The sequence below is a fragment of the Streptococcus mitis SK564 genome (assembly GCF_000148525.1).
GTDB lineage: Bacteria > Bacillota > Bacilli > Lactobacillales > Streptococcaceae > Streptococcus > Streptococcus mitis_H.
In genome coordinates this window covers 65,352-90,178 of sequence record NZ_AEDU01000029.1, presented here as the reverse complement: position 1 = coordinate 90,178, position 24,827 = coordinate 65,352, and the positions used below count along the sequence as shown (strand labels likewise).

Sequence of the window (24,827 nt, the reverse complement as noted above, 5' to 3'; positions counted from 1 at the left end):
GGAGATTCTGGTTTAGAGTTAGGATTTTTTGGATCTGTACCTTTTTCTACTTCTTCTTTATCAGTGACGCCATCGCCATCTGTATCAGCTTTAGTAGGATCCGTTCCTTTCTCTGCTTCTTCCTTATCAGTCAAGCCATCGCCATCTGTATCCTTAGTTGTTGGATCTTCTGGTTTAGATTCTGGTTTAGAGTTAGGATCTTTTGGATCTGTGCCTTTCTCTACTTCTTCTTTATCAGTGACGCCATCGCCATCTGTATCAGCTTTAGTAGGGTCTGTGCCTTTCTCTGCTTCTTCCTTATCAGTCAAGCCATCGCCGTCTGTATCCTTAGTTGTTGGATCTTCAGGTGAACTTGGATCTTTAACCGTTACCTTAACTGGAACTTCTTCTTTAGATCCATCTGGGTATGTTACAACTACTGTCGCATCTTTTTCACCTGGTGTTGCTGTATCTACTGGATCTTTGAAGGCTACTTTTGTACCCTTAGGAAGATCTTTTACATTTCCAATTGAATCTTCTGCTTTTGGTTTGTCACCAACTTTAACAGTTTGTGGTTTAGCTGTTGGTGTGTTCTTATCTGCATCTGTTGGTTTTTTAGTTACAAATTCTGACAATGGTTTTGTATCTGTAGAATCATCTGTATATGTTACTACAAGATTTCCAGCGTTATCTTTTGCTACTGATTTAATCTTACCATTTTTATCAACTGCAGTATTTTTTGCAATATTCGCGTCGTCGTTATCCTGCTTGTACTCAAGTTGCAGTTTTTCTTTGATTTTAGCTAAGTCAGCTTCTGTTACGTTTGCTGGATCTGTTACAGCAACTTTTTCAGTTGGTGTCTTGATATCGTACTTATCCGTTTGAGATTTAACGATGAATTGAACATATCCTGGTTTTTGTTGACGTGCTGCGTCATCATCATTTTCAACATTATAGTTTACACCTGTCATTGATTTAGCATTATCGCTATCTTTAGCCTCAATGAAACTTGTCCACTTCTGACCAGCGTTAAGGTTTGTAGTACCAGTCATCTTGATAGTAGCTGTTCTCTTATCAGCAGAGACTGTTCCTTCGCCAGTTACCGCACCATTTTCAACTTTACCTGTTGTTAATCCATAACTTGCCGCATTATCCGATGTAGTATTTACAGGTCCACGTAGGTATAAGTCTTTAACTTCAGTTTCGTCTTTACCTGTGAATGTTAAATCAGTCTTTTCACCTGTATAAACGTAGATCTGACGTTTAGCAGCATTTGAGTATGGTACTTCTACTGTTGGTGTAACATTCGTACGTGCAAAATCAGTCAATGGTTTTGTATCTTTAGAACCATCTTTATAGGTTACAACAAGATTGTTTCCATCTTTTTCTACTTTATCAACAACTTTTGAAGCATCTTCTACTTCTTGACCTTTTTTGTCAGCTAAACGTGCATCTGGATTGTTTTGAGAATATTCAACTTTAACTTTCTCTTTAATTTTTTCAAACTCTTTATCAGTAACATTGTTAGCATCCGCTACAGGAAGTTTTTCCTCTGGAACCTTAATATCATATTTCTTAGTTTGAGCTTTTAATACGAAAGTTACTGCACCTGTGTCGGTTAGATATGTACCAACAATTTCTCCATTATTTTTAGTTTTGGTTGCCTTATTAGTAATCTCTGCCCCATCTGTATCAGTTGCAGCTGCATAACGAGTTACAAGTTCTAATGAATCTGATTCTGTTTTTGGTAATCTATTTTCAGCAATACCAGAAACTTGTCCTGTTACTTTGATTTTTGCTGGGGTATTTGTTTCAGAATTGATCGCTGTTACAGTGTAGCCCCATTCATTATCTTGTTTTTCTGGGTTCCCATCAACGTTATTTAGGGCAATATTTCCACCTTTTTTAAGTGAAGCTGATTTAATTTTTCCAGAATCGTCGTTAAAGGTAATATCAACATCAGCTTCTTCTCCAGTATAAAGATAAACTTCTTTTTTGTTTGGAGCTGGATCTGAGTATGGAATACTTACTGTTGGTGCTACGTTGTCACGTGCAGGAGTTGTTGGGTTAACTAGATATGCTGCTGCAATCTTATCTTTTGATCCATCAGGATAAGTGATAGTAAGGTTACCCTTTTCATCTACACTGTATGTCGCATTTGCTGGAAGATTTGGGTTCGCAGTTTTAACAGAGTCGATGATCTTGTTCTTTTCATCTTCAGAAACCTTGTTAGGATCTGCAACATCTACTTTTGTACCTGCAACTGGTTCATACTTCTTAGCTGACTCAAGAACAACAACTCTAAGAACATCTCCAACTGAGCCTCCCTTTTTACCACGAGCAACGAATCCAACATCTACAGTGCCTGCCTTTTGTGTCTCGGCAACTGTACCCTTGTATTTATTATGTTGTTCTTTAAAGGTTCTTCCACCTGCTGTTTGGAAGAAGTAACCCTGTGGATACACTCCTGTGACCCCTGTTGCATTTTGAGGAGCAGCGAATTGCTCAAGAGAAGGATCCGCAATTGCCCAAACGTCAACATCAATCTCATCTCCAGGATAAACTGTTACAAGGTTCTTAAACAATGTAAGTTTCACATGACCATTAGTTTTTTCGCTTTTTCCTCCTTCAGCCAATGGTGTTTTTGTAACTGTAATCGGTGCACTCTTAGATGACTCTGTTCCACCTGCTGGTGTTGAAGTAGCTGTAATCTCTCCTTCTGGAAGGCTGTTTGTAGGGTGAACAGTGGCTACACCTTGGTCGTTAGCTACAGCTTCACCAATCACAACGCCATCTTTGTTGTAAAGCTTAACAGTTGAACCTGCTGGTGCTTTGATAGTCACATCAGCTGGCGTACTTGCTTTACCTGCCAAATCATTGACAATTTCTGGACCGCTAGTCGCTGCATCTGCCGCTGGTTTATTAGTCGCTGCACCTGGTGCTGGCGTGCTTGGTTTCGGTGTTTCTGGTTGTGGAGTAACTGGCGCTGGAGTTGCTTCTACAGGATCACTTACTTCTGATGTTTTACCATTTTTAGTAGCTGTCGCTGCTATAATACCGGTTGGAATGTTTACTGTTGGAGTGATGCTTGCCACACCTTGGGCATTCGCAACGGCTGTTCCAAGTTTAGTGCCATCTTTGGCGAACAGAGAAACTGTAGACCCCGCTTCTGCTTTCACTTCAACCGGAGTTTTAGTGTTAGCTTTACCTGTTAGACTTGTCGTGATAACTGGCTTAGCTGGTGCTACTGCTTCTTTTTCAACAATTACTTTTACAGGAACTTCTTTTGTAGATGTATCCGGGTAAGTTACAACTGCTGTTGCTCGTTTTTCACCTGGAGTTTGTGTATCTACTGCATCCTTGTACTTAACTGTTGTTCCTTTTGGAAGAGTGTCTAAGTTTCCAATTGATTTTGTCGCATCTGGTTTTTGACCAACTTTTACAGTTTGATCTTTCGCTGTTGGTGTGTAAACATCAGACTTCCACATCTTTATAGGGTTAGTTGCAATGTTGGCGAAACCTGCATTGGCACCAGCAGTGGCGCTACGCATCATACCAAACACAACCTTCATATCTTTTATCTGTTCGTTAGTTGTTGTTTTAGGGACTTCAGTTCTAAAACTCCATGCATAGGCATCATACCCATCACCACCTGTAGTCGAACGATCCACAATCAAACGTTTGTCATTCAAGACAGCATTATTCAATAACTCTTTAGTTTTCGGAGAAGAATCAGACGCCGCACTCTTGAAATATCTGTCCTCCTGACCGGCAAGTTTTTCTATAGCACGACCATAGATATCACTTTCCCAACCAGAAGCCAAAGCAAAGGTATCTTTCTGAGCTCTTGGTAATCCAGCAGCTGTATTTGGTGATGGATTTTCAAATGTTACAGAACTACTCAACGCTGAACCATCAGGTTTTATACGTTCGAGTCTTTTAGTTTTAGGATTTAATTTACCGTTGATTGGGCTCGCATATTTTGCACGTGTAATAGCCTTTGGCATATTAACTTCTGCAGGAATTTGGATGAAGTTTCGATATACATCTCCTCCATCTGTATTATACACATTAGCTAGATTTTCTGCATGATCATTATAAAAGACAAGCCAATCTAATGAAGTAATCTTCCCACTATTGTCTTTATTATATTTAACTTTATAATTTGTAACTTTAGAAACTACATTAACAGCGTCATCTGTAGACGTGTATCTATTAACATCATTAAGGATATAGGCATCACTATGACCATTTGCGGCTGCATTTGTACCTTCTGAATAGGCAACTTCCGCTCTAAAAGCATTGTTTTTATCTAATGCTTTACCGTTACGTGGGTCGTTAGATCCTGTGTTTTCGATTGAGTTAGATTCTGATTTTTTCTCAGTATTTTCTGCTTTTTTACCTACAGTTTCTTTTCCGTTAGTAGTGTCTACTGCTGGTGTTTCTTTTTTATCTACAGGTTTATTTTTTAATTTAGTGTTAGCTGTAGTTACAAGTTTATTGTAAGCTTTTGTGATTTCATCTTGAGTTGTTGCGTTTGCTAATGTAGCTTTTGCAGCTTCTAAGTCAGCTTTTAATACCGCAACACTCTCTTCTGTTTTGTTATCATACGTTCCGTTAGCTAATTTTGCTTCGATTTCTGCAATGTAGTTTTCAAGTTTAGTTTTATCTAAAGCTTTAACTTCTTTTGCAGTTTCTCCATCAAGTTTTGCTGTTACAGCTGGTGTTGTAGTAACTTCTGGCTTGATTTCTGCTACAGCAGCAGGTGCCTCATAAGTCTTGCCATCTCCGTTCGGTGTAGGGTTAACATCCCCAGTAGTCGAGTTGTTTGGTACAGTAGTTTCTGCTGTGTTTGCGTGAACCACTTGAGTAGCTAAGCTAGCTCCGACCGCAAAAACAAGAGAACAACCGAATAGGAAGTGCTTTCCTTTTTTGATCATTCTCCAGTTCTTTTGCTCTGCATTTTTACGATTAAAATACACTACATTTTCTCCTTTTGATTCCTAAAAATAGCATGTAATACACATACACTCAACATTATAATTTATATAAGCAGATTTGTCAATTATATTAATTATTTTTTATTTTTTTCCAGTATTTTCAGAATATTTCAGGATTTAAACCATTCACCATATTATAATATTGCAATAAAAATAAAATCCCCCTTTTCTTCAAAACTATGATAAATGCTATTTTTTGAATACTTATGAAGAATATATTGATTTCACCTACAGCTAGCTCTTCCCTTTTGACCGTCAAAAAGTAGAAAACTATGAAAGTAAAGCTTATCAGATACCAATACTCTTCGAAAATCTCTTCAAACCACGTCAGCTTTCATCTGCATCTTCAAAACTAGTGTTTTGAGCAACCTGCAGCTAGCTTCCTAGTTTGCTCTTTCATTTTCATTGAGTATAAACTATGGTCAATAAGAAATCATTCTCTCTGACCATCTCTTTGAAGCATTACACGCCGTCTAGGGACCTGCATTTATACCTCATCAAAAAAAGCCCCATACTATCTGTTATTCAGGAATTCCCACTACAGATAGTATAGAGCTCAAGCAGCAGTTACAAAAACTGCAACTGCTTTTCTATTCTTGCATGGTGTAACCGACACCACGCACGGTTTTAATGTAGCTTTTTTGACCTTTTACATCAAGCTTGCTACGTAGATAACGGATGTAGACATCCACGATATTCGTTTCGGTCGCACTTTCATACTTCCAGACACTTTCCAACAACTGCTCACGAGTCAGAACTTTCTTGCTTCCCATAAGAGTAGCCAAAAGGTCATACTCACGTCGCGTCAGAGCAATCATCTCCTCGCCACGATAAACAGTATGATGTTCTACATCCATACGCAGATTGCGGTAAGACGTTGGAACCTTCATCTGACTGCAGTGTTGATCGATAAAGTCCCGACCTCGGAAAATCGCTGAAATACGAGCTACCAGATTCTCAATAATAACTGGCTTATAGATGTAAGAAACGGCAAAGTGTTGGATTGTTTCAATCTGATCTTGCAATTCTTCACGATGGTCCAAGACCATTATCACTGAAGCTGGCTTAGTCCGACTCAGCTTCTCTGCAAAATCCTGGGCTGTCATATCCCCCAGACGAGCATTCAATAAAATCAAGTCATAGTCTGTCTGAAGAGCCGTGGAGAGGGCTTTTTGCCCCTCCTCAACCTGATCAACTCGGTATTGCTCTTTTTGGAGTTCCAAACTTAAAAAATGAGCTAGATTTCGTTCTTTCTCAAGTAATAAAATCCGTTTCCCCATGGCAGACCTACTTATTTTTCGTCATACCAAGAGTAGTGGAATGTTCCTTCTTTGTCTTTACGTTGGTAAGTGTGGGCACCAAAGTAGTCACGTTGCGCTTGGATCAAGTTAGCCGGAAGGTCAGCTGAACGGTAGCTATCAAAGTAAGTAATAGCTGCTGAGAAAGTTGGCACTGGCACACCAGCTTGAACAGCAAGAGCTACGATATCACGCACTGCTTGTTGATACTTAGCAGTAACATCCAAGAAGTACTCATCCAAAAGAAGGTTAGCAAGGTCTGCATCACGGTTGTAAGCATCTGTAATCTTTTGCAAGAAACGAGAACGGATGATACAGCCATCACGCCAGATAGATGCGATGTCTGCAAATGGCAAGTTCCAGTTGTTTTCTTTAGAAGCTACACGCAATTGCGCAAAACCTTGTGCGTATGAAATGATTTTTGAGAAGTAAAGGGCTTGACGGATCTTTTCAATCAACTCAGCCTTGTCTCCTTCAAATTTGAAGTCAGCTGGTTTTGGAAGAACCTTGCTAGCATGTACACGTTCTTCTTTATAAGTAGAGATGTAACGTGCAAATACTGACTCAGTAATTAGTGACAATGGCACACCAAGGTCAAGTGATGATTGGCTAGTCCATTTACCAGTTCCCTTGTTACCTGCAGCATCAAGGATGTAGTCTACGATTGGTCCGTCTTGACCTTCGTCGTCTTTACGGCTCAAGATATCAGCTGTGATTTCAATCAAGTAGCTGTCCAATTCACCCTTGTTCCACTCAGTAAAGATTTCAGCCATATCTTCAGCAGAAAGACCGAGCAAGTGTTGCATAAGATCATAGCTTTCTGCGATTAATTGCATATCACCGTACTCGATACCGTTGTGAACCATTTTCACATAGTGACCAGCTCCATCAGGACCGATGTAAGTCACACATGGTTTGCCATCTTCTGGTGCTTTAGCTGAGATTTCTTCAAGAACATCCGCAACCAATTCGTAGGCCTCTTTTTGTCCACCAGGCATGATAGACGGACCTTCAAGGGCACCTTTTTCACCACCAGAAACCCCAGTACCAATAAAGTTGATACCTGAGTTTGCCAATTCTTCATTACGACGGATTGTATCTTTGTAGAAAGTGTTTCCACCGTCAATCAAGATATCACCCTTGTCAAGGTGTGGAAGAAGGGCTTGAATTGTAGCATCTGTACCAGGTCCAGCTTGAACCATGAGCATAATACGACGAGGTTTTTCGATTGAGTTTACAAAACTTTCAACGTCATAGCTTGGTACAAAGTTCTTTTCAGGATGGCAAGCAATTACATCTTCAGTTTTTTCTTTACTACGGTTGTAGATAGCAACTGTGTAACCACGAGATTCAATATTAAGGGCAAGGTTACGACCCATTACGGCCATACCTACGACACCAAAGTTAGCTTTTGTCATTTGACACTCCTCTTATTTAATTTGTTTTATTTTATCATTTTTACTTTTGAAAAGAAAGAATTTTGTAACGGCTACTTAGAAGTCCAAGGCATCCGCATGTCCAGAACCATTTCCAACAAAATATCCTGTCTTACAGTTAAGGGTAAAGAGATAGGTTCCATCTGGCTTATAGAGGTTGTAATAACCATTGCCATTAACGATATTGACACGTTCAAGGATATATTGGTTACCAGTGATATAGCCACGCGAACGTGAAGTCGCTAAAATTTGTTCTAAGACACCATCCGCAAAATCCCAGGCAGAGTTGTTACTATCATCAATAGCAGACTGATTATAGGCAACACGACTAGCACTTCTTTGAACAGCAACCCCTGCACTCGAGAGACCCATATTGACTTCACTGCGACTACTTCTAGTCTCATTTGAACTACTTGGTTTTGTCTCACTAGTCGTATTGGAGCTTGCTTGGCTAGAGCTTGAACTGCTAGTTTGACTTGAACTTGAGCTGGAAGCACTTGTTTGCTGGCTCTTACCAAGGCTGATAGCCTTATCTAGCACTTTATCAAGCTCCGTATTTCCAGTTTTAATATCCGTAAATTTAGCATCCGATTTGGCTTTGGCATTGGTATCCAGAATACCATCAACAATAGCTGGTTTTTCAAATTGTGCATTGACATCTTGAATGGCCTTGATTTGCGTTGTTAGACTATCATATTTAGATTTAGCAAGTGCATGTTCGCGACTACCTTCCAACTTATCAAGCAAGGTCTTCAGTTGACTCAGTTTATCAAACTGGCTATTCTTCAAAGCTGTTTTATTGCTATCTGTGTAGAAGGCATCGTATTGGCTATTGAAATCTTCTAAAATCGGCTGAATATTCTGCTCACTAGACGATGATTGAGCATTTTGGATTTCCTGTGTTGAGCGATTCACTTGACGGTAAACATAATAAGCAGTTCCAAGGATAAGAAGCGCTAAGGTTACTAGAATCCCATAAATCACCCATTTCTTCTTATTTTTTTCATCTTCACTATCCGGAACTCGAGAAAGTGTTGAAACTTCTTCCCCTTCAAACAATGGTACTTCTTCAGTCTCAAATTCTTCGACAGGGGGAACTTCTGAATCGCGTATGAATTCTAAATCATCGAACTGACTCAAGTCATCTTCTGCTACTGAGGACTCATCTTCTGTTGCCTCACGAATCTCTTGAAGCAAATCATCAAGAGTCGAGGTAACAGCTACCTCTTCTTTTTCGACTAACTCCTCTTTTTTGTATTGACGAGTCGCAAACTTATCTGCTTCGATTTCATCTTTGTGTTGCTTGACATACTTGTCCAAAATGGAATCTTCAGGCAAGACTCCTGCTTCCACTTCTTCATTTTTACGAATAGCTTGACCAACTGTTAACTCTTTTGCTTCATCAAAATCAAATCGCGGTTCTTGACCTTCTTTTTTATGACGATTCCGTCTTTTCTTACTCATGAGTATAACCTTTCTATTTTACCTCTTGGCGTTTAACACGCTGACCAAAATATTGATACAGATCCACTTTCAAGGTTCCGTTGTATAACTTACGTTTCTTATCCGCCTGACTACCATACTTACTTTCAAATGCTTCATCACTAGTTAGGATAAACTTACTCCAAGTTTTCAGTGGTGCAAATACTTGCCCCATCTCAGCATAGAGCTTGGTAACTCCTGCATCATCTGATAAACGTTCTCCATAAGGCGGATTGGAGATAATCACACCATTGATTTTATCAGAACGTAAATCCTGCACGCGCATCTGCTTAAAAGTAATGTCTCCTGCAACACCAGCTGCCTGAGCATTAGCTTTAGCAATTTCCACCATACGAGCATCAATATCACAGCCCATGATATCCAGTTCCAGCTCACGATCCACTTTTTTAGCCGCTTCTGTACGCACTTCCTGAATCAAGCGATCGCTAATCCAGTTCCACTCCTCAAATGCAAAAGAGCGACGTAGACCTGGAGCCATCTTTCGAGCAATCATAACCGCCTCGATACAGAAAGTACCCGAACCACAGGTTGGATCAATCAAAGGCTTGTCTGGATACCAGTTAGAAAGTTGTAAAATAGCTGCCGCCATGTTTTCCTTGATAGGGGCTCCCCCTTTTTCGGTACGATAACCACGTTTAAAGAGGCTAGACCCTGTCGTATCAATCATGACAGTTGCCACATCTTTGAGAATAGAGATCTCAATCTTAAACTCTGAGCCATTCTCCATCAAAGGAACCCCTTCTGAGCGAGCATAGTGTTTCTGCAATTTCTTGACAACAGCTTTCTTAGAAATAGCCTGAACACTGGGTTCATTGTGAAGTTTGGACTTAACACATTTGGCTTTTGAAATCGGGAACCGAGCTCCAAGTGGTAAATAATTTTCCCAATCTAAAGCGAAAACTCCCTGAAACAAGTCTTCAAAAGTCTTAGCTGGGAAAGCTCCTACGATAATTTTGATACGGTCTGCTGCCCGAAGCCAGAGGTTGGTTTCGATGATGGCTCTCGCGTCTCCTTGAAAACGAACACGCCCATTTTCAACCTGACAATCGTAGCCCAACTCTCGCACTTCTCGTCCCACAACAGCTTCAAGACCTGCTGCCACAGTTGCAATTAAATTAAATTCTTTTTTCATTTTACAGTCTTGCAAGACCTTTCTATATGTCCACTTTAAAAAATGAGGTTGAGAAAATTTCTCAGCCCCAACCTATATGCAATTTTCTATAAGCCATGTTTTGTTCCAGAAGTGACTAGGACCACTTCCTTCGATAATCATCTGTCTACCACTAACAGCTCTAGCTGATAGCAGTCAGAATACTACGTTCGTTTCCGCGTACTCCATGCCCCGACCAAAATTTGGGTTGCTAGCTTGAGGGGTTTACCGCGTTCCACTCTCTCCGTTTCCAGAAAGACTCCGTCACTGTGGCACTTTCAAGCCTACTCTGGCCTATCCAAGGACTTAGCCATTTCAACTGCCGTAACGATTTCTCGTCCCTAGGCTTATGGTTTCGCCTAGCACAAACACTACAGGCATCACAGCCTGTGCTAGCATGGACTTTCCTCATGAGAAGCAATTCTCCTCACGCGATTATCCAAAAATTGCATGTAACAAGACCTGAATTACAAATCAGTATTGTCTAAAATTTGTTTACCGAATACTTCTTTTTCAAGACGATTCAAGCGTTTCAAAATATCAAAATTCGTCATAGAAGATGAAGCAGCCACATCAATTGGATCTGGGTGACTAGGACTTGGAGCCGAACTCACTTGCGGTTTACGAGTTAATTCTTCCTTCAAATCCGCAATTTCCTGACGAAGTGACTTGACCAAGGCAGCATAGGTTTCATAATCCTTAATGACATCGTCTAAAAACTCATCAACTTCTACCTTGCTATAGCCACGGACTTCACGTCCAAACTCTTGTTCAAAAATATCTTTCGCTGAAAAAATAATACTTGCCATGTCTCTCTCCATTCTCGCTTGCTAGTATTATTATATAAAAAAAGGCAAACAAAAATCAAGGTCAAAGCTTCAATTTTCGGAAAAATTTTCAGCAAGTTCATTTAATTGATCAAATGTTAATCTCTTTATAAAATAGTCCTCTTGATTTTTCATCTTTTGGTAAAAATAAGCTAGTTTCGTTTCATTTTCTTCATCATAAAAAAGATAGGAACTGTTCGTATTTTCCAGTAAAAACTGCTGGTAATCTCTTAACTGCCCCTTGTGTTCATAGCGAGGATAGGCATATTTGACAAAGTCTACCTGCTTAAAACGACTCAGTTTCATCTGATTGCCTTCATTCCAATTTTCCCCATGGGTTTCAAAAGCAAAAATGGTGGCCAACTGGAAACCGTATTCGGTCTTCATTTCCTGAGCAACCTCTAAAACCCAATATTCAAAACCCAAAGTCCCTGTAAATACAAGCCAAGTCACCCCATCTGCTGCCATAGCTTCTAAATCCCTACGTATCGCTTTTTTAATCAATTTAAGACGAGGATCCTTGTCAGAAAACAAACCCAAATCAAAAGCAGAATAGCCTAAAACCAAAGCTGTAGTCATTTTTAACCCTTTCTGTGTAAATTTATGATATAATAGAGTGATGTTATTGTACCAATAAGGAGAATTATGGTCAACTATCCTCATAAAATTTCATCACAAAAAAGACAATCACCTCTTTCTCAACCCAAAAATTTCGCAAATCGAGGAATGTCTTTTGAAAAGATGATCAATGCTACCAACGACTACTATTTGTCTCAGGGCTTGGCTGTTATACATAAGAAACCAACCCCTATTCAAATCGTACGAGTGGACTATCCACAACGAAGTCGTGCCAAGATTGTTGAAGCCTATTTTCGACAAGCTTCAACGACGGACTATTCTGGCGTTTATAATGGATATTACATCGACTTTGAAGCCAAGGAAACAAAACAAAAACGTGCGATTCCGATGAAAAATTTTCATCCACATCAGATTCAGCATATGGAACAAGTCCTTGCCCAACAAGGAATCTGCTTTGTCCTTCTTCACTTTTCTTCTCAGCAAGAAACCTACTTATTGCCGGCACTTGATTTAATTCGCTTCTATCATCAAGATAAGGGACAAAAATCAATGCCACTTGGATATATTCGAGAATATGGATATGAAATCAAGGCCGGTGCCTTCCCTCAAATTCCCTATCTCAATGTTATCAAAGAACATTTATTAGGTGGTAAAACAAGATGAACAAACAAACTATCCTGCGAATAGCTAAGTATGTGAGTATCTGCTTCTTAACTTTATTTATCACAGCAGTTATGCTGGGAGGAGGCATATTTCTCTATTACGTCAGCAAAGCCCCAGCCCTATCTGAGAGCAAATTAGTCGCAACCACGTCTAGTAAGATTTTCGATAGTAAAAACGAACTCATTGCCGACTTGGGCTCTGAACGCCGAGTAAACGCTCAGGCCAACGAAATTCCTACTGATTTGGTCAAGGCTATCGTATCGATTGAAGACCATCGTTTTTTCGATCATCGCGGTGTCGATACCATCCGAATTATAGGAGCTTTTTTACGTAACTTACAAAACAACTCCCTCCAGGGAGGATCAACCCTTACCCAACAATTAATTAAGTTGACCTATTTCTCAACTTCCACTTCTGATCAGACTATTTCACGTAAAGCCCAGGAAGCTTGGTTGGCTGTTCAATTAGAGCAAAAAACCACAAAACAAGAAATTCTGACCTACTACGTGAATAAAGTTTACATGTCTAACGGAAACTATGGAATGCAAACGGCTGCCCAAAACTATTACGGCAAAGATTTGCGAGAACTATCACTACCTCAACTTGCCCTACTAGCAGGAATGCCACAGGCTCCGAATCAATACGATCCCTATTCTCATCCAGAAGCTGCCCTTGACCGTCGTAACTTGGTACTTTCAGAGATGAAAGGTCAAGGCTACATTTCTGCCGAACAGTATGAGAAGGCTATCAATACTCCTATTACTGATGGACTCCAAAGTTTGAAATCAGTCAATAGCTACCCAGCATATATGGACAATTATCTCAAAGAGGTTATCGACCAAGTAGAACAAGAAACTGGCTATAACCTTCTAACTACTGGGATGGATGTTTACACAAATGTAGATCAAGAGGCTCAAAAACGTCTGTGGGATATCTACAACTCCGATCAATACGTCTCTTACCCTGACGATGATTTGCAAGTCGCATCTACGGTCGTAGATGTTTCCAATGGTAAAGTCATCGCCCAACTTGGAGCTCGTCACCAAGCAAGTAACGTTTCATTTGGTACCAACCAAGCTGTGGAAACCAATCGTGACTGGGGTTCAACAATGAAACCAATCACCGATTATGCACCCGCCATAGAATACGGTGTATATGATTCCACTGCAACTATGGTTAATGATATTCCTTATAACTATCCGGGAACAAGCACACCTGTCTACAACTGGGATCGAGCATATTTTGGTAATATTACTCTGCAATATGCCCTTCAACAATCTCGTAACGTACCTGCCGTTGAGACACTAAACAAGGTTGGTTTAGATAGAGCCAAAAACTTCCTAAATGGTTTAGGAATTGACTATCCAAGTATTCACTACTCAAATGCTATTTCAAGTAATACTACCGAATCTAGTAAACAGTACGGGGCAAGTAGTGAAAAAATGGCTACCGCCTATGCCGCATTCGCAAATGGTGGTATTTACCACAAACCAATGTACATCAATAAAGTTGTCTTTAGCGATGGTAGCGAAAAAGAATTTTCTGACCCTGGCACAAGAGCCATGAAAGAAACAACTGCTTACATGATGACCGAAATGATGAAAACTGTCTTGGCATACGGAACTGGTCGTGGAGCCTATCTCCCATGGTTAGCGCAAGCTGGTAAGACAGGTACTTCTAACTACACAGATGATGAAATTGAAAAACACATCAAGAACACTGGCTATGTAGCTCCAGATGAAATGTTTGTTGGTTATACTCGTAAGTATTCTATGGCTGTATGGACAGGTTATTCGAATCGTTTAACTCCTATCGTTGGAGATGGTTTCCTAGTTGCAGCTAAAGTTTATCGCTCAATGATAACGTATCTATCAGAAGATACTCATCCAGAAGACTGGACGATGCCAGACGGACTTTTCAGAAACGGGGAATTTGTATTCAAAAATGGAGCTCGCCCAATATGGACTGAACCCTCTACTCAACAATCCTCAACAGCTGAAAGTTCAACTACACAGGCAAGTACTACGGTTGGTCAACAACCCAATAATGCTCCAGCAACTGATCCTAATCAAGGACAAGCTGTTCAACCGACACAACCAGTACAACCAACGCCACAAAATCCACAAGTTCAACAGCAACCACAACAGTAAACGAAAAAATCCTGAGAACTCTAAACTCAGGATTTTGTCATTTTCAAAATGAAATACAGAGATCAAGTACATTTCCCCACAATAAAACGCATACGATCAAGGCTTTCATCACCTGACAATATGCGTTTTGCTTTTAAAGACTTTTTGCTCAGTCTCTTTTTATCTTATTTCACATGTTTTGCGAGTTCTTCTTGCGCTTTTTTATTGGATTCTGCTTTTTCTTTCATCCATTTTTCTTGAGCTTTTTGATATTCATCTGCAGTAACTGCCTTGTCTTGAAGTTCAAGGTATTTATACAAGACTGGGTCACTTGTACCTTTATTTCCTGACAATGCAAATGGTATTGTAAATGGTACCATCTTAGACAAGATTGGACGACCAGTTTTAGAAGTTGTTGGGATGATCAAGGCACTATCTGTCAACCAAGCTTGGGCTGCTGCGTATTTATCATATCGTTTAGCAACATCTGTAGTCTCATCACCAGCTTCAGTAACCAATTTTTCGTAGTCATATAGACCTACTTTTTTAGCAGCTACATTATCTTCCCCTGAGTCAAATCCTAAATATGTTTTAGTACTTTCTCCTACAGAAGGTTTGATAATATCAAGGTAGGTTGATGGATCGGCAAAGTCTGGACCCCAACCGACATTATCTGATAAATCCCAGTCTTCGCCAGCAGCATTTTCGGCAAATAGAGTTACATTAAGCAATTCATCTTTTTGCAATTGTTGGATATCAATAACGACATTATCAGTTCCTAAAGTTGCTTCCAAGGATTGTTTCATAGATTGGACACGTTGAACTTTTGTAGTTGCTGTCTGGTCAACAGGCATATCTAGGTGAATTGGGAATTGTACTCCCTCAGCTTGTAGGGCTGATTTGGCTTTGGCAAATTCTGCTTTAGCTTTTTCTGGATTGTAAAGACCATCTTGTGAATCTGCAAGATTGACATCCTTCCATTCATCCCCATAAGTCACTAATTTTTCTTTGACTATATCGCCAAAGTTCTTCCCATCTGCTTGAACAAATGTTGGTGGCACAAAGAGATTACGCAAGATTTTGCTTGCTCCAGTTTCTCCATTCAACTGAGAAGCATAAGCTGTACGGTCAAAACCAAAGGCAATAGCCTGACGGAAATCCTTGTTTAAGAGAGCTTTTTTAGTAGATGTCTTTTGTTCGTCGCTAGTCTTAGATGTGTGTTTATAAGATTGACGGTCAATATTTGTTCCTACTAAATAAGTCGTAGAGTCTTGTTGAGTATAGACAATATTGTCTTTCATACTCTTCTCAAGCTCTGCGAAACTTGCACTTGTTGGATAAAGACGAGCTGCTGTAAGGCTACCATCTTTAAAGTTTTCTGCTGGTTTGCTGGTATCTTGCCCATCCCAGAATGACAATTTGACCTTGTCAATATGCACATTGTCTTTATCCCAGTAGTTCGGATTTTTCGCAAATTCAACAGAGGATTTAGTTACAATGGATTTCAACAAATAAGGGCCGTTATACAAGAGACTACTTGGATCCGTAGCTTTGGCAAAATCATCCCCTTTTGAATTCAAAAACTCTTCATTGACTGGCGCAAGCACACCCATGGTTGTTTTAGAATTCCAAAAAGTTTCAGGTTTGTTCAAGGTGTATTGGACTGTCTGATCGTCAAGGGCTTTAATCCCGACTTGAGCAAAGTCTGTGATTTCACCTTTGGCATAGGCATCCAGACCTTTGATTGAATCCTGTACCAAGTAAAGGGCTTCTGCTTTCTTATCTGTTGCATATTTAAGTCCTGTTACAAAGTCCTGAGCCTTAACAGGAGCGTACTCTTCTCCCTCAGATGTATACCACTTGGCATCCTGACGAATCTTATAAGTATAAGTCAAGCCATCCTTAGAGACCGACCAGTCTTCTGCCATTGAGGGAATAAGGTTCCCGTATTTATCATTTTCAAGTAATCCATCGATCACATTACTAGTAATCTCAGAAGTTGCTGCCTTACCAGTTGTCAAATAGTTGAGATTATCTGGATGTGTCTCGTAGGTAAAGGCAAAGGTTTTTTCACCTTGAGCACCTGAACCCCCAGAACAAGCAGCTAAAACACCAGCTGCTAATAAGGTTACTCCCGCAAGAGCCAATACTTTTCTTGTTTTCATAGTCTTCTCCTTTGTTTTTTTATTCATTATAGACTCTTTTTCAAGTCCTGTCAATAGAATTTTCTGAATTTTAGAAACTTATTTTTTAAACAACAACTCTGCGAAAATATGAATAATATCAAAAAACCTCAACTACATTAGGTAGTCAAGGAATTTTTTATACTATTATAAATAATAACTGGTAGTCAGTTTTACTTGTCTATACTCTTCGAGAATCTCTTCAAACCGTGTCAGCGTCGCCTTACCGTACTCAAGTACAGCCTGCGGCTAGCTTCCTAGTTTGCTCTTTGATTTTCATTGAGTATTAATCTAACTCATTTCTCACACACTGCAAGGCTGCTCCAATTACTTGGTGCATATCGTAATAACGATAATGTCCTAAACGGCCACCAAAAATAACCTTCCCTTGCTCATCAGCCAATTTTTTATATGATTTATATAAATGATTATTACGATCATTATTAACTGGATAATAAGGCTCATCACCTTTTTCCCATGTTTTAGAATATTCTTTAGTAATGATCGTCTTTTCTTGATTTCCAAACTCAAAATGTTTGTGTTCAATAATGCGAGTATATGGGGTATCTGCATCTGTATAGTTCACAACTGCATTTCCTTGGTAATTTTCCATATCCAAGGTCTCGTTTTCAAAACGAAGACTACGGTACTCTAGTTCTCCCAACTCATAGTCGAAGAACTCATCAATCATCCCCGTAAAGACAATCTTAGGAAAATCTTTCAGATATTGCTCTTTATTGGCAAAGAAATCAACATTTGTTTCTACATCAATGTTTTCATGATCCAACATTTTTTCAACTATTTGAGTATAACCACCAATTGGAATCCCTTGATAGGTATCATTAAAATAGTTGTTATCATAGGTCAGGCGTACTGGCAAACGGCGAATGATAAAAGCTGGAAGTTCTGTAGTTGGCTTGCCCCACTGTTTCTCTGTATAATCTTTGATTAATTTTTCGTAGATGTCTGTGCCTACAAGAGAGATCGCCTGTTCTTCCAAATTTTCAGGAGTTTTGCCATTTAAAACAGCACGTTGCTCATCAATCTTGGCTTGTGCTTCTGCTGGCGTTACAACTCCCCAAAGTTTATTAAAGGTATTCATATTGAATGGAAGGTTATAAATCTCTCCCTTATAATTTGCAACAGGAGAATTGGTATAACGGTTAAACTCTGCAAACTGATTTACATAATCCCAAATCTCCTTGTCAGAAGTATGGAAAATATGAGCACCATACTGATGAACTTGAATCCCTTCCTCTTCACGAGTATAGATATTACCCGCGATATGATTTCGTTTTTCAATGACTTTTACTTTTTTTCCTTTTAAGGCTGCTTCATGGGCAAAGACTGCACCAAAGAGACCAGCACCGACAACAAGATAATCGTACATCTTATGCTCCTTTGGAGTTTATCTGCCTCTTTTATTAGACTAGAAAATCATTCTACTACTTATCTCACTTCTTGTTTGTAAAATTCTTTCAAGGCATCTTGCCAAGTTGGAATAACAAATCCAGTAGCTTTAGCTTTAGTCAGGCTCATCGTTGAGTTTAGCGGACGTTTAGCTTTTGCTGGAAATTGACTGGAATCTACTGGCTTGATTTCCACATCTGTATCTTTCAAAATTTCAACTGCAAAATCATACCAAGTCGTGTCTTCTGTCGCATCATTTGACAAATGATAATAACCAAATTCCTTGCGGTTTGCAGCTAGGTAGGTCATGAACTCAGCCAAGGTACGAGTCCAAGTCGGACGACCGTGCTGGTCATTTACAACTGTTAAAGTCTTATGATTTTTCGCAAGATTTTGCATGGTAAAAACGAAGTTTTTGCCATAATTTCCAAATACCCAGGCAGTACGGATAATATAGAAATTAGATACATGCTTCTCAACTAACTCTTCTCCCATACGCTTAGTGCGTCCATATTCTGTCTGTGGATCTGGTCGGTCATCAACTTCCCACTCTTGTCCAACTGGTTTCTTACCGTCAAAGACATAGTCAGTAGAAATATAAACTAAAGTCGCACCATGCTTTTCAGATGCTTTTGCGACATTTTCCGTCCCCGTCACATTGATGGCAAAATCCAATTCTTTCCCTTCATCCTCTGCTGCATCAACAGCGGTGTAGGCTGCACAGTGGTAGACTAAAGTTGGTTTCACCTCTTCAAAAACCTTCTCAACCATTTCTGCATTGGTAATGTCCATCTCAGCCACATCTACTGCTACGTATTCTTCATTACGCTCATCCAATAAATAACGAAGTTCAGTTCCTAATTGACCATTTGCTCCTGTAATTAAAATCATATCTATACCTTTCTAATTTGCAACTCTTCCCAATATAGCAATAAAAAGCAGCGATTTCCTGCTTTTTATACTGTAATAATCTCCTGAGTCTTAGCATAATTGGCTTCAACAGCTTCTTTCTCTGCTTTCCACCATTCTTGATTATCTGCATACCACTTGATTGTTTCCTTGAGTCCAGCTTCAAAGTTAGTAAATTCTGGTCTCCAACCTAATTCATCACGGAGTTTACTGGCATCAATCGCATAACGAAGGTCATGTCCTGCACGGTCAGTCACATGATCATAGGCATCCGCAGCTTGTCCCATTTCCTTAAGGATAAGTTCCAAAACTTCCTTGTTGTTCTTCTCGCCATCAGCCCCAATCAAGTAGGTTTCACCGATTTGACCTTTTGTTAAGATTGTCCAAACACCTGAAGAATGGTCATTGGTATGAATCCAATCACGAACGTTCTTTCCTTCACCGTAAAGTTTTGGCTTAATTCCACTTAGGATGTTGGTAATCTGACGTGGGATAAATTTTTCAATGTGTTGATAAGGACCGTAGTTATTTGAACAGTTGGAAATCGTTGCTTTGACTCCAAAAGAACGCACCCAGGCTTTGACAATCAAGTCTGAGGCAGCCTTGGTTGATGAGTACGGAGAACTTGGGTTGTATTTTGTTTCAGCAGTAAATTTCTCACCTGGTCCTTCACCATGACCTGGCAAATCTTCGCGTAGAGGGAGATCCCCATAAACTTCATCTGTCGATACATGGTGGAAACGAATATCGTATTTACGTGTAGCTTCCAAAAGAGTATAGGTTCCGATAAAGTTAGTATGAATAAATGGCGATGGATCATTGAGTGAATTATCATTGTGACTCTCAGCAGCATAGTGAACAATAGCATCTGCTTGAGCTGCCAACTTGTCTACCAACTCTGCATCCGCAATGTCCCCAACAACTAACTCAACACGATCACCTAAAATTTCCTCAATATTAGCGCGGTTCCCAGCATAAGTCAATTTGTCTAATACTGTCACATGAACATCTGGAAAATTCTTGTAAACATAGTGGACAAAGTTGGAACCGATAAAACCAGCTCCACCTGTCACGATAATTTTTTTGTATTCAGTCATATTCTTTCCTTTTTACAAATCTTCTTTTTTCAAAGGTTTTACATCCTTAAGTAGTGGATGATTTTTATCTGCTTCTGAAACCTCTGCTTCTGCAAGATTTTCCCATTCGATGCCAAGACTTGGATCAGCATAGTTTACAAAGGCATACTTGGGTTTGAGTTCAAGAGCCCAGTAATCATTGACCAGATAACTATAAGAAACTGTATCTGATAGGACTTGGAAACCATTGGCCACACCTCTAGGAACAAAGATTCCCTTACTTGCATCAATTACTGTTTGATAGGTATTTCCGAAAGTTTCGCCCTCGCGTAGATCAACCCAAGAACCCAGAACTTTCCCACCATCTGCTACAGAGATGTACTTATCCCAAGGTTCTGCGTGGAGGCCACGGAGAACCTGTTTACGTGAGAAGGATACATTGTTTTGCAACTTTCCTTCTGCAAAGAAAGACTCTGGAAATCCAAGTGGGAGCATTTTTTCCTTTTGGAAATTTTCTTTAAACCAGCCACGATTATCACCATGAACAGGGATATCAAACTCCAACATACCTGGAATTGCATCAACCTTGCGTGCTGCAAGCGTCTTTCCGAAAAAATTATCTGTCATCTATGCTTCTCCAATCAAACGGAGCAGATACTGCCCGTATTCATTTTTCTTAAGTGGCTGGGCTAAGGCCAATACATCTTCGCGACTGATATAGCCCATACGGTAAGCAATTTCTTCTAAGTTTGCTACCTGAACATTTTGCATCCGTTGGACTGTTTCGATGTACTGTGAAGCCTCTAGTAAACTTTCATGAGTGCCAGTATCCAACCAAGCAAATCCACGTCCCATAACCTCAACCGATAAATCTCCACGATCTAGGTAAGCCTTGTTGACATCTGTAATTTCCAATTCACCACGCGGGCTTGGTTTTATATTTTTGGCAATCTCTACTACATCATTATCGTAGAAATAGAGGCCTGTAACTGCATAATTTGAACGAGGATGTTCTGGCTTTTCTTCGATAGAAATGGCGTTCATGTCTTTGTCAAACTCAACAACACCAAAGCGTTCTGGATCCTTCACGTGATAGCCAAAGACAGTCGCTCCTGAATCCTTGCTTGCTGCCTTTTGTAACATCTTAGAAAGACCAGGACCGTGATAGATATTGTCACCTAAGATCAGAGCAACGCTATCATCACCAATAAATTCTTCACCAATAATAAAGGCTTGTGCCAAACCATCTGGACTTGGTTGCTCTGCATAAGACAATTGAATCCCAAACTCAGAGCCATCTTGAAGAAGCTCTTTGAATCGATGCAAATCCTGTGGAGTGGAAATAATCAAAATATCCCTAATCCCAGCCAACATCAATGTTGAAAGTGGGTAGTAAATCATCGGTTTATCATAAACCGGCATAAGCTGTTTTGATGCAGCGCGAGTCAAAGGATATAAACGTGTCCCCGAACCACCTGCTAGAATAATACCTTTCATAAGTACAATCGTTCCTTTCGTTTCACCCAATACACAACACTGAATAAAAAGTGTTGTGTTCTTTATTTTAATCAAGAACACTTAATTCTACTACAAATACTGGAGAAGAGATTAAGCAAGTGATATCACCACTATCTTGAATTTCGATACGTGCATCTCTATTCATCAAACACAACCAACAAAGAAATTTAAACCCACCATAACATTATTGTAATCTGTACGAAAAATTGAAAAACAATTCTTCACCAGCTAGTAAAATAGCTCTACAAAGAATTCTTATTTTCAAAAATCCACCTTCTGCACCACTAGTTATATCTGAAATTTATGCAGATATTGTTCTATTCAATGATGCTAAGAGATTCTGTTCTTTGTGTATTCTGGTAGTTGCAAACAACTCACAAGGTTCGGCAAAAATGAATAAGACTGACAAGAAAATCTCTAGACCAAATTATTTTTATTCAATAAGCTGAATTTAGCTTCGTCTAATCTTTTAAATTAGGTTTTAAATAATCTTTTCACCTTGTCAGAATTAGGAGAAGTCACTATACGTATAACTTGTATTTTTAAAATGTCTCTCAATATTACTGTTAGTAGGAATAGACCGTTAAACTAGAATATATTTTAATTTTTCACTTATAGATTGTTGTTCATATCTTGCTTCATAATTGAAATCATTCTTTTAGCAACCGTGTCCCACGAATATTCTGCTTTATAATAATCTTGTTTAGTCTGAACATTTTTAAAAAAGTTTTCATCTTTTATCAAATTATACATTATGTCAGCTAAAACCTGTGGATTTTCCTCTTCAACAGGTAATAATAATCCAGTTTCATTATTTTGAATTAGGTTTGGCATTTCCATTAAATCACGACCGATACATGGTAAACCATAGCAAAGAGATTCAACAAATACAATTCCAAATGCCTCAAATCTAGAAGGTAAAACAAATACATCACAAAGATTATAATAACATTGTACCTTATCAGCTGGTAGATTACCTAAAAAATAAACATTCGGATTGTTAAATTCCATCGGAACATCTGAAGGACCTATAATGTACAACTCTGCCTCCGGCATGAGATTATTTTGCAAATAGACAAAAGCGTTATAAACAAGATCTCCTCCTTTACGAAAAAAATCTTTACCAATAAATAAAAACTTATTGCGTTCCTTATGAGAGTGGTCAAGAGATAGATTATTCATATTTGTTCCTGCCCCCACATAATGAACTTTTTCAACTGGAAGCCCTTGTTGAGCTATCAAGTATTCTGAAAACCATTTACTCATAGTAAATATTCCAGTAGCTTGATTATAAAATATTTCCTGTTTTCTCATTCGTCTATCTAGAATATCAGCCGGGACGTTTTGAAAACCACTATATTTGAACGATTGACTATTGTTTTGAGAACTCTCTATCAAATAATGAAGATTCAAGTCTTGATAGACATAAATTGGATTATCAGAAAAAGATAAAGGAAATTCATCAAACGTGAGGCAAATATCCTCTGGCGATAGATGAACTTGATTTTCAGCATATTTTATATACGTCATGTTCATATCAGATTTTCTAATACCTAAACGAACAAGCACTTTGTGCACATTCATTCTAAAAGTATAGAAAATATTCTGTTCCTCAACAATCTCGTATTTCCCTAAATATTTTTTTATATTAGTTATTGTCCCGGACCAATCCCAGGTCAGTTGCTCTTTGTTATGAATAATTCTTGGAATTACAATCTTCAAACTAACCCCTCCTAAATTTATGTTTGACCATATCTAAAACATGATTTAACAATCAATGGCTTTTTTAAAAGTTTTAACTCTAGTAAATAGACGATTTAACTTACTGAAGTAATGATAAAAATCAGAAGAAAATCTAGAAAGCAAGGTGAATTCTGAAAAGTTGAATTAATCAAAACATCCCTAATCACTGCTAACATCAATATCCAAAGTAGTATCAAATTATCGATCTATCATAAATCAGCATAAGTTATTTTAATGTAGCTCGAGTCAAAGAATATAAACATGTTCCCGAATCAGCTACAAGATCAATACCTTTTATAAGATAGTACTTTTTATTACTTTATTTGGTCTCACTTAAATTCCGCGTAAAATACGAACAATCTGTTTACTAGCATCACCATTTCCATAAGGATTACTAGCTTGACTCATTTTTTTATATTCTTCGGAATCGTTTAAAAGCATCTTAAAGTTTTGATAAATAGTCTCCTCATCAGTTCCAACCAATTTCAACGTTCCGGCAGCTACTCCTTCAGGTCTTTCTGTCGTATCTCGCATGACCAATACAGGTTTTCCTAAAGAAGGAGCCTCTTCCTGAACTCCTCCTGAATCAGTTAAAATCATGTAACTATGATTCATGAAATTATGAAAATCAAGAACATCCAAAGGTTCAATAATCTGAATACGTTCTGTATCTCCAAAAATTTCCGCAGCTGTTTCACGCACCAAGGGATTCTTATGAATTGGATAAATTACCTTAACATCGTCATATTCATTTAAAACTCGTTTAACAGCTCTAAACATGTGTTTCATAGGTTCTCCGAGATTTTCACGTCTATGAGCAGTCAGTAGAATAAGACGAGTGTCAACGTTTAAATCTAAATCAGGGTGTGTATAATCCTTTTGTACTGTAGTTGTAAGTGCATCAATAACTGTATTTCCAGTTACATAAACATTCTCTCTACCCTCTTTTAAAAGATTTTCTTTAGCCAATTCAGTTGGAGCAAAATGATAATTTGCAATAATAGAAGTCGATTGTCTATTAAATTCTTCTGGGAAGGGACTTTGCAGGTTGTAAGTTCGTAACCCAGCTTCAACATGGCCAACCTTAATTCCAAGATAAAATGCTGCCAAAGCTGCTGCATATGTTGTAGTAGTGTCACCATGAACTAGAACAATATCTGGTTGTTCTTCTTCTAAAACAGGTTTAATTTTTTCTAAAATACTTGTTGTTATAGAGAACAAGGTTTGATTAGCTTTCATTATTTCTAAATCATAGTCTGGTTGAACTCCAAACAATTCCAAAACAGGGCTAACCATCTCCTTGTGTTGACCAGTTACACAAACAACTGTTTCCATATCTGCCTGTTTTTTCAACTCATTCACTAATGGACACATTTTTATCGCTTCTGGACGTGTACCAAAAACTAGCATTATCTTCATGATTT

17 protein-coding genes and 1 other RNA gene are annotated in these 24,827 nt (G+C 38.8%); 2 read left to right on the top strand and 16 right to left on the bottom strand.

Annotated features, from left to right (window positions below):
- The 8 genes from SMSK564_RS11690 to SMSK564_RS11660 form a co-directional block, all read right to left on the bottom strand.
- Window positions 1-4,961 (bottom strand): Rib/alpha-like domain-containing protein (locus SMSK564_RS11690; protein ID WP_000273831.1); only part of this gene is annotated, 4,961 nt, incomplete at its 3' end.
- A gap of 608 nt (window positions 4,962-5,569) precedes the next feature.
- The gene (locus SMSK564_RS11685; RefSeq protein ID WP_000518033.1) at window positions 5,570-6,259 is read right to left on the bottom strand and encodes a response regulator transcription factor; all 690 of its coding nucleotides are present in this window, start codon (window positions 6,257-6,259) and stop codon (window positions 5,570-5,572) included.
- A gap of 11 nt (window positions 6,260-6,270) precedes the next feature.
- The gene (gene gndA, locus SMSK564_RS11680) at window positions 6,271-7,695 is read right to left on the bottom strand and encodes an NADP-dependent phosphogluconate dehydrogenase (RefSeq protein WP_000158785.1); all 1,425 of its coding nucleotides are present in this window, start codon (window positions 7,693-7,695) and stop codon (window positions 6,271-6,273) included.
- A 75-nt stretch (window positions 7,696-7,770) separates the two neighbouring features.
- A complete protein-coding gene (gene mapZ, locus SMSK564_RS11675; protein WP_000039292.1) occupies window positions 7,771-9,177 on the bottom strand; it encodes a cell division site-positioning protein MapZ in 1,407 nt (468 codons plus the stop codon).
- 13 nt (window positions 9,178-9,190) lie between these two features.
- The gene (locus SMSK564_RS11670; RefSeq protein WP_000711378.1) at window positions 9,191-10,348 is read right to left on the bottom strand and encodes a THUMP domain-containing class I SAM-dependent RNA methyltransferase; all 1,158 of its coding nucleotides are present in this window, start codon (window positions 10,346-10,348) and stop codon (window positions 9,191-9,193) included.
- 84 nt (window positions 10,349-10,432) lie between these two features.
- An RNA gene (rnpB, locus tag SMSK564_RS13025) (RNase P RNA component class B) lies at window positions 10,433-10,813 on the bottom strand.
- 20 nt (window positions 10,814-10,833) lie between these two features.
- Window positions 10,834-11,175 carry a cell division regulator GpsB gene (gene gpsB, locus SMSK564_RS11665; RefSeq protein ID WP_000146532.1) on the bottom strand — a complete coding sequence of 114 codons (342 nt, stop codon included), beginning with the start codon at window positions 11,173-11,175 and terminating at the stop codon, window positions 10,834-10,836.
- A gap of 69 nt (window positions 11,176-11,244) precedes the next feature.
- Complete coding sequence (locus tag SMSK564_RS11660; protein WP_000205368.1) at window positions 11,245-11,772, bottom strand: SLOG family protein; 528 nt, start codon at window positions 11,770-11,772, stop codon at window positions 11,245-11,247.
- 66 nt (window positions 11,773-11,838) lie between these two features.
- On the opposite strand from SMSK564_RS11660, the gene recU reads away from it, so the two are divergent.
- On the top strand, window positions 11,839-12,435 hold the full coding sequence (gene recU / locus SMSK564_RS11655) for a Holliday junction resolvase RecU (protein ID WP_000248767.1): 597 nt from the start codon (window positions 11,839-11,841) through the stop codon (window positions 12,433-12,435).
- Window positions 12,432-14,585 (top strand): penicillin-binding protein PBP1A, encoded by a 2,154-nt coding sequence (gene pbp1a, locus SMSK564_RS11650; RefSeq protein ID WP_001041861.1) that lies wholly within the window; start codon window positions 12,432-12,434, stop codon window positions 14,583-14,585. Before recU ends, pbp1a begins: the two co-directional genes overlap by 4 nt.
- Window positions 14,586-14,749: 164 nt before the next feature.
- On the opposite strand, the gene SMSK564_RS11645 is transcribed toward pbp1a, so the two are convergent.
- The 8 genes from SMSK564_RS11645 to wecB all read right to left on the bottom strand — a co-directional run bounded on the left by SMSK564_RS11645 (window position 14,750) and on the right by wecB (window position 24,825).
- Entirely contained in the window at window positions 14,750-16,729 is a 1,980-nt protein-coding gene (locus tag SMSK564_RS11645) for a peptide ABC transporter substrate-binding protein (RefSeq protein WP_000857588.1), read from the bottom strand.
- A gap of 304 nt (window positions 16,730-17,033) precedes the next feature.
- Complete coding sequence (gene glf / locus SMSK564_RS11640) at window positions 17,034-18,137, bottom strand: UDP-galactopyranose mutase (protein ID WP_000272530.1); 1,104 nt, start codon at window positions 18,135-18,137, stop codon at window positions 17,034-17,036.
- A 59-nt stretch (window positions 18,138-18,196) separates the two neighbouring features.
- Entirely contained in the window at window positions 18,197-19,048 is an 852-nt protein-coding gene (rfbD, locus tag SMSK564_RS11635) for a dTDP-4-dehydrorhamnose reductase (protein ID WP_000600905.1), read from the bottom strand.
- A gap of 65 nt (window positions 19,049-19,113) precedes the next feature.
- Window positions 19,114-20,163 carry a dTDP-glucose 4,6-dehydratase gene (rfbB, locus tag SMSK564_RS11630; protein WP_000141490.1) on the bottom strand — a complete coding sequence of 350 codons (1,050 nt, stop codon included), beginning with the start codon at window positions 20,161-20,163 and terminating at the stop codon, window positions 19,114-19,116.
- A 12-nt stretch (window positions 20,164-20,175) separates the two neighbouring features.
- A complete protein-coding gene (locus tag SMSK564_RS11625) occupies window positions 20,176-20,769 on the bottom strand; it encodes a dTDP-4-dehydrorhamnose 3,5-epimerase family protein (protein WP_000131450.1) in 594 nt (197 codons plus the stop codon).
- Window positions 20,770-21,639 carry a glucose-1-phosphate thymidylyltransferase RfbA gene (rfbA, locus tag SMSK564_RS11620; protein WP_000676134.1) on the bottom strand — a complete coding sequence of 290 codons (870 nt, stop codon included), beginning with the start codon at window positions 21,637-21,639 and terminating at the stop codon, window positions 20,770-20,772.
- Window positions 21,640-22,272: 633 nt separating this feature from the next.
- Complete coding sequence (locus SMSK564_RS11615) at window positions 22,273-23,382, bottom strand: glycosyltransferase family 4 protein (RefSeq protein WP_000706562.1); 1,110 nt, start codon at window positions 23,380-23,382, stop codon at window positions 22,273-22,275.
- Window positions 23,383-23,736: 354 nt separating this feature from the next.
- Entirely contained in the window at window positions 23,737-24,825 is a 1,089-nt protein-coding gene (wecB, locus tag SMSK564_RS11610; protein WP_025170935.1) for a non-hydrolyzing UDP-N-acetylglucosamine 2-epimerase, read from the bottom strand.
- Window positions 24,826-24,827 lie beyond the last annotated feature (2 nt).

What these genes read in the sequence shown, in the direction of transcription:
- gndA (WP_000158785.1), bottom strand. Translation starts at nt 7,695, where the DNA reads ATGACAAAAGCTAACTTTGGTGTCGTAGGTATGGCCGTAATGGGTCGT.
- SMSK564_RS11670 (WP_000711378.1), bottom strand. Translation starts at nt 10,348, where the DNA reads ATGAAAAAAGAATTTAATTTAATTGCAACTGTGGCAGCAGGTCTTGAA.
- SMSK564_RS11660 (WP_000205368.1), bottom strand. Translation starts at nt 11,772, where the DNA reads ATGACTACAGCTTTGGTTTTAGGCTATTCTGCTTTTGATTTGGGTTTG.
- glf (WP_000272530.1), bottom strand. Translation starts at nt 18,137, where the DNA reads ATGTACGATTATCTTGTTGTCGGTGCTGGTCTCTTTGGTGCAGTCTTT.
- recU (WP_000248767.1), top strand. Translation starts at nt 11,839, where the DNA reads ATGGTCAACTATCCTCATAAAATTTCATCACAAAAAAGACAATCACCT.
- SMSK564_RS11625 (WP_000131450.1), bottom strand. Translation starts at nt 20,769, where the DNA reads ATGACAGATAATTTTTTCGGAAAGACGCTTGCAGCACGCAAGGTTGAT.
- rfbD (WP_000600905.1), bottom strand. Translation starts at nt 19,048, where the DNA reads ATGATTTTAATTACAGGAGCAAATGGTCAATTAGGAACTGAACTTCGT.
- rfbA (WP_000676134.1), bottom strand. Translation starts at nt 21,639, where the DNA reads ATGAAAGGTATTATTCTAGCAGGTGGTTCGGGGACACGTTTATATCCT.
- gpsB (WP_000146532.1), bottom strand. Translation starts at nt 11,175, where the DNA reads ATGGCAAGTATTATTTTTTCAGCGAAAGATATTTTTGAACAAGAGTTT.
- SMSK564_RS11645 (WP_000857588.1), bottom strand. Translation starts at nt 16,729, where the DNA reads ATGAAAACAAGAAAAGTATTGGCTCTTGCGGGAGTAACCTTATTAGCA.
- mapZ (WP_000039292.1), bottom strand. Translation starts at nt 9,177, where the DNA reads ATGAGTAAGAAAAGACGGAATCGTCATAAAAAAGAAGGTCAAGAACCG.
- rfbB (WP_000141490.1), bottom strand. Translation starts at nt 20,163, where the DNA reads ATGACTGAATACAAAAAAATTATCGTGACAGGTGGAGCTGGTTTTATC.
- SMSK564_RS11685 (WP_000518033.1), bottom strand. Translation starts at nt 6,259, where the DNA reads ATGGGGAAACGGATTTTATTACTTGAGAAAGAACGAAATCTAGCTCAT.
- pbp1a (WP_001041861.1), top strand. Translation starts at nt 12,432, where the DNA reads ATGAACAAACAAACTATCCTGCGAATAGCTAAGTATGTGAGTATCTGC.